Below are 7,484 nucleotides of genomic sequence, written 5' to 3'. Positions count from 1 at the left end.
GTCGAAACACGGCAACCGGTCCGACGACAACAAGTAAGAGGAGACACGAATGACCAATCCTTTCGATGACGAGAACGGCCGTTTCTTCGTGCTGGTCAACGACGAGAACCAGCACTCGCTGTGGCCGACCTTCTCCGACATCCCCGCCGGCTGGACCAAGGTGTTCGGCGAGGATAGTCGGGAGGCCTGCCTGAAGTACGTCGAGGAGAACTGGACCGATCTGCGGCCCAAGAGCCTGATCGATGCGATGGAGGCGGACGAGGCCGGCAAGACGGCTGGCTGAGTTTCGACACACCGGGCCGGCTGGTTCCGGCACGAGTGACCGGGGACGCCGGTCTGCTTCGAGAGACCCTCAGAGGAGCGCGGCATGAAACTCAGCGTCGTCGTACCGGCCCACGACGAGGAGCGAGAGCTGGCTGCCTGCTTGGATCATCTCCTCGCACAGTCGCTTCCGATCGACGAGATCATCGTCGTGGACAACGACTCGAATGATCGGACCGGCGAGGTGGCGGGTGAGTATGCGCGGCGGTTCCCACGGTTCGGCTCCTCACCGAGGAGCGGCGAGGGGTGGCGCGGGCCAGAGACCGGGGTTTCGATTCTGCGACCGGTGACGTCATCGGCCGGGTCGATGCGGACGCGAGGGCCCGCCGGGACTGGTCGAGCGTCGTCATGCGGTTCTTCACCGACGAGTCGAACGCACAGTGGGATGTGATCGGCGGTTTCCCCCTGATGACCGACGCTCCCGGCTGGCGTGAGCACGAGAAGAAGCTCCGGAAGTGGGCCGTCGACAGGGGCGGGCGGGAGACCGGTGCGGTCATCGGCCAGTGTTTCGCGATCCGCCGTACCTGCTGGGAGGCCATCCGCGGGGACCTGTTGTCGGACCGTCGCGACATCCACGAGGATCACGACATGTCCGCGGCGGTCCGTCAGGCCGGAGGTCGGCTGTGGCTGAGTTACCGCCTCGTCGTGGAAGGTTCTTCCCGCCGCTATCGGGTACCGCCGTGGCGCAATGTCGGCTACGCGCTGGGCGGGCCCCGGGCCGCCTGGGCGCGAGGTGACCGGAAGCTGTTCGCGAAGCAGGCGTTCGTGGTCCTCCCGCTCAGCTACGCCTATTTGTGGGTCATCTGGGTGAGGCTGCGGGGATGGGATCCCGAGACGGAACGATGGAGTCTGAGTCGATTTCGTGAGGGGTCCGGAGAAGGCATTCGGAATTCGCCCTTCGTCGACTAGATCCCGGACGTTCCCGATCGGATGAATTGACGGGATACCGGCGCGGACATGACCGTAGGTACCGTGATCCGGCAGTGGGTTGCCTACGATTGAGTCGTCCGTGTTCCGGGCCGGCCGCCGGCCGGCTCCCAACGATAGGTACGACGATGACGAATCCATTCGATGACGAGGACGGCCGTTTCTTCGTGCTGGTCAACGACGAGAATCAGCACTCGCTGTGGCCGACTTTCGCCGACATCCCGGCGGGCTGGACCAAGGTGTTCGGTGAGGACAGCCGTGCCGCGTGCCTCGAGTACGTCGAGCAGAACTGGACCGACCTCCGGCCGAAGAGTCTCATCGAGGCCATGGAAGCCGACAAGTCTGCCGGCGCCTGACCCGGTATGTCCGGTATCGACCTACCGGAATATCGGGACGATCCCGCGCAAATAACAACTTAAAGAAACCAGAGTGGCGCACTGCCGTAACTGGCGTCTCAGTAGTAACATGAAGTCACATTTCGTTCGCAGAACAGCTTGTGGAATGTGCCACAGATGCTGAAGCAAGAGTCCCCATATTCCGTGGGGTAGGGCACACTGTGTTGAAGGGCCGCAACGTACCAACGTCTGGGGAGGCGGGGACGCCGCGGTCACGCCATTATGGGCGGGGGGAAGGTAGTCACTCATGGACGATCTATTGCACGACATTCAGGATCGTGGCGCGATCACGCCGAAGCTGACCGCAGTTCGGTTGGGCGACAAGGCACTCACCTATGGTGAGCTCGCACGGCGCATCGACGAATACGATCATGTGTGTTCCGCGCATGGCATGTCTCAGGCTGCTGCCTTCTACGCCGCCCTGATGAACTGCCTGCCGACGCTGGCCGACATCCAGCCGCTGGAATCGCGGATGCAGGTCATCGGCGAGGTCGAAGCATGGTTGGGCCGCGGCCGCGGAGTCGCCGCGCCGGCGCGTACCCATCTTCGCGCGGTCAGCTAGACCCACACACATCACAACGAGACCCACCTGGTGCATCCGGGTGGGTCTCGTTGTTTGTGTGGGGCTTCACTTCTTGCCGATTCGGCGCGTCGTGGACATTCTGTGCCAACGGTTCTCGGCGTGGGCGACGCCGAAGCGTCTGACCTGTACCGGTATTGGCTGAGCCGTCAGAGGCCGAAGATCAATGCCAGGAACAACAGGATCGGACCGCCGACGACGACACTTCCGGTACCGCACACGATCCCGGTGACCGCGCGTCCGGTCCCCTTGCGCGTCGCAGGTGTCCGGTTGACCTGCTTGATCGCCACGATGCCGGAGATGATCGCGACCATCCCGAGAATCGCGCCGAGTCCGAGGACCAGGGTCATCGGAATCGCGATCACACCGGTTGTCAGTGCCAGCGATGCAGCGGGCGCAACCGTGCGACGCACCACCGGAGGTGAATACGGCAGTGGTTGGACAACCGGGCCCGGCCGAGGATTCGTGAACGTCACCGGCGGGGGAGCGGAGTTCTCCAGATCCCAGAAGTCGCCCACCGGCGGGAGGGCGGCATGCTCCTCCGGCGCCGGGCGGACTCGCGTCTCGACGCGCGTGACGGGCCGTGCCGGGGATACCGGCGCCGATTGTTCCGATCGTGGCGCGGACGGGGCGGGAGCGTCTGCCGGATCGGTGGGCAGCGAGTTGTCGTCGAGATCGTTGACCGCAGGCCATCGCTCATGACGCTCGGTGATCGCCGGTGAGAACGGCTGGGTGGGAATGTCGACGCGCACGGCACCTCCTCGCTCGCCGGCTCGCTGTACGGGCCGTACCCGGGCGAGTCTACCGGCGAGGAGGAGGTGGCGGCCGGTGTCAGTGGCTGGTCGCCATTCCGGCGAGCTGGGTGACGGCGTCGGCGCTGAGCTTCCACCCGCCGTCGACCTTGACGTAGGCGAGCTTGATGTCGACCGGGGCCGGGGCGTGCGGGCTGGCGACCGCGACCGTGGCGACGGCCTTGTTGTCGCCGTCCTTCGCGACGTCCTTCACGGTGTAGATCTCGGGCGTGTATCCGGCGGCAGACGAACCCTTCGCGAAGGCGATGACCGCGGCCTTGGTGGCGGGATCCGTGGTGTCGACGACCGAGTCGATCTCGTCGGCCGGGGTCGCCGGGTCGACGGCCTTGCGCAGGATGTCCTGGGCCTTCGAGTTGCTCAGGCCGGTGACCTCGTCGATTGCGTCGCCGGCGGCGGTGGAGACCTCGGACGCGGCCGACTCGACTGCGGTCGAGACCTTGCTGGTGGCCTCGTCGACGTCCTCGGACGAGCAGGCGGTCGCGACGAACAGCGCGGACCCGGCCAGGGCGATGGCGGCGACGGACTTCCGGATCTTCATGGATTCCCCTTCATGCGACGCCTCCGCGGATCTGTACCCGCAGAGTAGTAAGCCCACACTAACTCAGCCCCCACTCGGAATTAATCGGACCGCGGTCCGGTTATGGTGGACGAGGCTGCCACGGCAGCGCTATCGGCAGGCAACGGAAGGCGCGACATGCAGTTCGGAATCTTCAGCGTCAGCGACATCACGACGGACCCCACCACGGGCAGGACGCCCACCGAGAACGAGCGGATCAAGGCGAGCGTCGAGATCGCGAAGAAGGCCGAGGACATCGGGCTCGACGTGTTCGCGATCGGTGAGCACCACAACGAGCCGTTCTTCTCGTCCTCGCCGACGACGACCCTCGCCTACATCGCCGCGCAGACGCAACGTCTTCAGCTCAGTACTGCGACCACGCTCATCACGACGAACGATCCGGTGAAGATCGCCGAGGACTTCGCGATGCTCCAGCACCTCGCCGACGGCCGGGTCGACCTGATGCTCGGACGTGGGAACACCGGGCCCGTCTATCCGTGGTTCGGGCAGGACATCCGCCAGGGCATCCCGCTCGCCATCGAGAACTACCACCTGCTGCACCGGCTGTGGGCCGAGCACGTCGTCGACTGGGAGGGCCGGTTCCGTACGCCGCTCACGTCGTTCACCTCGACCCCGCGTCCGCTCGACGGGGTGGCCCCGTTCGTGTGGCACGGGTCGATCCGCAGTCCGGAGATCGCCGAGCAGGCCGCGTATTACGGCGATGGCTTCTTCGCCAACAACATCTTCTGGCCCAAGGAACACTTCCAGCGGCTCATCGCCTTCTACCGCGAGCGATTCGAACATTACGGCCACGGCAAGGCCCACCAGGCCATCGTCGGCCTGGGCGGCCAGTTCTTCATCCGGCCCTGCTCGCAGGACGCGGTGCGTGAGTTCCGTCCGTACTTCGACAACGCACCCGTGTACGGCCACGGTCCGTCGCTGGAGGACTTCACGTCGCAGACGCCGCTGACGGTGGGCAGTCCGGCCGAGTTCGTCGACAAGACACTGTCGTTCCGCGAGAGCTTCGGGGACTACCAGCGCCAGCTGTTCCTCGTCGATCACGCGGGATTGCCGCTGAAGGTCGTGCTCGAACAGCTCGATCTACTCGGCGAGGTCCTGCCCGAGCTGCGCGAGGGGTTCGCTCAGGGCAGGCCTGCCGACGTACCCGATGCGCCGACCCACGCGTCCCTGGTGGCCGGCCGCCAGGAGTCCGACGAGGCGGGGAAGGTCGAGGTGCGGTCATGAGCGAGCGCGTCCTGCGCGTGGTGGCGGTGAATGCCGGGCTGTCCGAGCCGTCGTCGACGCGGATGCTGATCGATCGGATGGCGACGGGGGTGACCGGCGTGCTGAGCGGTCGCGGGGTGGCCGCCGACGTCGAGGTGATCGACCTGCGGGATCTGGCCGTTGATCTCGGACGTTCGACGGCCGTCGGCTTCGCCTCCGGGGAGACCCGCGCCGCGCTCGACGCGGTCGAGTCCGCCGACGCGCTGGTCGTCGCGTCGCCGGTCTTCAACGCGTCCTACAGCGGTCTGTTCAAGATGTTCTTCGACCTGGTCGACGTGGACGCGATGGCCGGTAAGCCGGTGCTGATCGGCGCCACCGGTGGTAGCCCGCGGCACTCCATGATGCTCGATCACGCGCTGCGCCCGCTGTTCTCGTACCTCCGAACCGTCGTCGTGCCCACCGGGGTGTACGCGGCGTCGGAGGACTGGGCGGGCACCGAGAGGCCCGGGGACACCGGGCTGAACGACCGGATCTCCCGTGCGGCAGCCGAACTCGCGGGACTTATCGGGCCGCGTGCGTCGACTCCGCGTCCGGGAACCGAGGCCGCACCGGCCAGCGCGCGCATCGCGGGACCCGGCGCGCGACAGCAGGCGATCGAAGCGGCGGGGATCGCCAACTTCGCGAGGTTGTTGGGCCCTTCGTGACGGCCCTCCGCACGCTCCGGGCCTCCTCAGGGGGCGGTGGGATCAGGCGCTTCCCGGCGAGTTCTTCCGCGGGCGCAGCCGGGAGTGCGGCAGTGGCGGTGCGGGTAGGTGCTGGATCGGTCCCTCGTATCCCTGCACCTGCCCGAACCGTTCGCTGTGGGCCATCCACTCCTCACGGAACCCGACGATCTCGTCGTGCGTGCGACCGATGAAGTTCCACCACATCACGATGTCCTCGCCGAACGGGGTGCCACCGAGCAGGATCACCCGCGCGGCGTCGTCGGAGGTGTTGGTGAGCGTCAGTCGTGAGGCACCCACCCCGAGGTAGCCGAGTTCGGTGCGTTCGAGAGGTGCGGCGCCGGTGTCGGCGACCTCGATGGTCCCGACGTCGACGAGGATGCCGTGTTCGAAGGCGGGATCGACGTCGATGTCCACGGTGGCGGCGGGGGCGAAGTCGAGTTGGGCACCGAGCAGCGGGGTGAACGTGTGAACCGGTGAGCGGGTGCCGAACAGCTCGCCGAGGAACACCTTGGCCGTGACCCCTTCGCGCACCACGTCATCCGGACGATGATGGGCGAAATCCCTTGGGGTGTCGGCGTCGTCGGCGGGCAGCGCGGTCCACAACTGGACGCCGTGGAGGATGGTGGTCGGTGGGGTCGAGACCTCGGTGTGCGCGATGCCGTGTCCCGCGGTCATCAGGTTGATCTCGCCGGGCCGGACCATCGCGTGGTTGCCCATGGTGTCGCGATGCTCCACCTCGCCGGTGAACAGCCAGCTGACCGTCTGCAGGCCGGTGTGCGGATGCGGCGCCACATCCATCCCGCCGGTGCTCGCCACGTCGTCGGGTCCGTAGTGGTCGACGAAGCACCACGCGCCGATGAGGGACCTCGAGCGTTGCGGGAGCGTCCGGTGGACGGTCATCGCCCGCGGCCCGCCGAGGGGTACGTCGCGTGCGGTGAGAACCTCCATGTGGAGGTGTCCGGCGCGCGTCGCATTCTCGGCGTCGGTACGGCATTCGACCTCGGCCGGATGGGCCTCCAGATTGCTCATGGCGACCATTCTCCCCGGGGTGGGGGACCGGTGTGGCCAGAAGCGTGTCCTCAGACGAGTGTCGGGTTCTCGAACAGCATCGTGATCTTCTCCACCGAGCTGGTCATCAGCGCGCGCCGCCCGAGTCGGAGCGACCGGAGTTCGGCGGCGATCGGGTGGTCGCCGAGCTCGAGATCCGCCCCGCCGAGACGGGTGCGGGTGCCGGTCACCGATGTCAGCCGCCAGGGGGTGAGCCTGGTGACGCCGTCGAGTTGCGAGTAGGCGTGCAGGACGGTGTCGGCGGTCGTGTCCGGGACCTTGATGCCGGGCTTGATCCGCAGGTCCGCGATCAGCGCGCCGTCGGCCTCGAGGCGGCCGTGCCGCACCGATGAGCCGTGATCGACGTCGAACTCGGCCAGCGTCTTCGGGAAACCCCAGATCCCACGGCCGGCGGCCAGGGTGAAGTCGCCGTCCACCGGTAGCCGGTGGACGAGGGCCCGCGCGTCGCCCTTGGCAAGAGCGCGGAGCGCTCGGACAGGTGAGGCCGGGGGTCGGGAGGGGTCGTCGACGAGGAAGCAGACACCGAACTCGTTGTACGGCCCGAGGTCGCCGTCGATGTAGTCGACGAAGACGAGCATGCACATCGCACGTCCTGGCCGGATTCGCAGCGGACGCAGTGTGCCGGGCCGTCCGGACTCGCTGTCGATCGCACGCTGGACAGCCGCGGCGTCGGCGGTGAAGCCGGCGACGAAGCACCGCGCCTGCCGGATCTCCACGGGCATGGTCACCGTGGTGCCGAGGATGTCGTGGGATGAAGGTGCTGTCACCGGTACTTCCTTCTTCTGGTCGGATGCGGGTGTTCGGCCGCATCCGACGAACACTAGAACGTGTTCTAGTCTGGCATGACCGGGGTGCGGAGAGGTCGAAGAAGGCGGA

9 protein-coding genes and 1 pseudogene are annotated in these 7,484 nt (G+C 66.9%); 6 read left to right on the top strand and 4 right to left on the bottom strand.

The window, feature by feature from the left end:
- The first annotated feature begins 49 nt into the window (after positions 1–49).
- From IHQ52_RS21860 to IHQ52_RS21845, 4 genes and pseudogenes are all read left to right on the top strand, one after another.
- On the top strand, positions 50–283 hold the full coding sequence (locus tag IHQ52_RS21860; RefSeq protein ID WP_006434660.1) for an MbtH family protein: 234 nt from the start codon (positions 50–52) through the stop codon (positions 281–283).
- A gap of 84 nt (positions 284–367) precedes the next feature.
- Positions 368–1,230, top strand: a pseudogene (locus tag IHQ52_RS21855) (glycosyltransferase family 2 protein).
- A 146-nt stretch (positions 1,231–1,376) separates the two neighbouring features.
- Positions 1,377–1,604: an MbtH family protein gene (locus IHQ52_RS21850; RefSeq protein ID WP_006434658.1), complete on the top strand. Its 228-nt coding sequence runs from the start codon at positions 1,377–1,379 to the stop codon at positions 1,602–1,604.
- A 286-nt stretch (positions 1,605–1,890) separates the two neighbouring features.
- Positions 1,891–2,205 (top strand): hypothetical protein, encoded by a 315-nt coding sequence (locus IHQ52_RS21845; protein WP_006434657.1) that lies wholly within the window; start codon positions 1,891–1,893, stop codon positions 2,203–2,205.
- Between the two features lie 167 nt (positions 2,206–2,372).
- Here IHQ52_RS21845 and IHQ52_RS21840 read toward each other — a convergent pair whose 3' ends face one another.
- Positions 2,373–2,975, bottom strand: coding sequence for a DUF4190 domain-containing protein (locus tag IHQ52_RS21840; protein ID WP_238063941.1), 603 nt, complete (start codon positions 2,973–2,975; stop codon positions 2,373–2,375).
- A 79-nt stretch (positions 2,976–3,054) separates the two neighbouring features.
- Positions 3,055–3,573, bottom strand: coding sequence for an MTB12 C-terminal domain-containing protein (locus IHQ52_RS21835; RefSeq protein WP_006434655.1), 519 nt, complete (start codon positions 3,571–3,573; stop codon positions 3,055–3,057).
- Between the two features lie 156 nt (positions 3,574–3,729).
- Between IHQ52_RS21835 and IHQ52_RS21830 the strand changes: the two genes are divergently transcribed.
- Both IHQ52_RS21830 and IHQ52_RS21825 read left to right on the top strand, forming a co-directional pair.
- Entirely contained in the window at positions 3,730–4,836 is a 1,107-nt protein-coding gene (locus IHQ52_RS21830; RefSeq protein ID WP_238063939.1) for an LLM class flavin-dependent oxidoreductase, read from the top strand.
- Positions 4,833–5,519, top strand: a complete 687-nt coding sequence (locus IHQ52_RS21825) for an FMN reductase (protein ID WP_006434653.1) — start codon at positions 4,833–4,835, stop codon at positions 5,517–5,519. The genes IHQ52_RS21830 and IHQ52_RS21825 overlap by 4 nt, the downstream gene beginning before the upstream one ends.
- Positions 5,520–5,561: 42 nt before the next feature.
- On the opposite strand, the gene IHQ52_RS21820 is transcribed toward IHQ52_RS21825, so the two are convergent.
- Positions 5,562–6,569: a pirin family protein gene (locus tag IHQ52_RS21820; RefSeq protein WP_006434651.1), complete on the bottom strand. Its 1,008-nt coding sequence runs from the start codon at positions 6,567–6,569 to the stop codon at positions 5,562–5,564.
- A 50-nt stretch (positions 6,570–6,619) separates the two neighbouring features.
- Positions 6,620–7,375, bottom strand: coding sequence for an acetoacetate decarboxylase family protein (locus tag IHQ52_RS21815; protein WP_238063937.1), 756 nt, complete (start codon positions 7,373–7,375; stop codon positions 6,620–6,622).
- Positions 7,376–7,484: the final 109 nt, after the last annotated feature.

The organism is Gordonia amicalis, from assembly GCF_022059885.1.
Taxonomy (GTDB): Bacteria; Actinomycetota; Actinomycetes; order Mycobacteriales; family Mycobacteriaceae; genus Gordonia; species Gordonia amicalis.
Note: the sequence above shows the minus strand (reverse complement) of the source record. Positions and strands in the feature narration are given on the sequence as shown.

Coding starts and splice junctions, on each gene's coding strand:
- IHQ52_RS21835 (WP_006434655.1), bottom strand. CDS start 3,573: ATGAAGATCCGGAAGTCCGTCGCCGCCATCGCCCTGGCCGGGTCCGCG.
- IHQ52_RS21845 (WP_006434657.1), top strand. CDS start 1,891: ATGGACGATCTATTGCACGACATTCAGGATCGTGGCGCGATCACGCCG.
- IHQ52_RS21860 (WP_006434660.1), top strand. CDS start 50: ATGACCAATCCTTTCGATGACGAGAACGGCCGTTTCTTCGTGCTGGTC.
- IHQ52_RS21850 (WP_006434658.1), top strand. CDS start 1,377: ATGACGAATCCATTCGATGACGAGGACGGCCGTTTCTTCGTGCTGGTC.
- IHQ52_RS21830 (WP_238063939.1), top strand. CDS start 3,730: ATGCAGTTCGGAATCTTCAGCGTCAGCGACATCACGACGGACCCCACC.
- IHQ52_RS21825 (WP_006434653.1), top strand. CDS start 4,833: ATGAGCGAGCGCGTCCTGCGCGTGGTGGCGGTGAATGCCGGGCTGTCC.
- IHQ52_RS21820 (WP_006434651.1), bottom strand. CDS start 6,569: ATGAGCAATCTGGAGGCCCATCCGGCCGAGGTCGAATGCCGTACCGAC.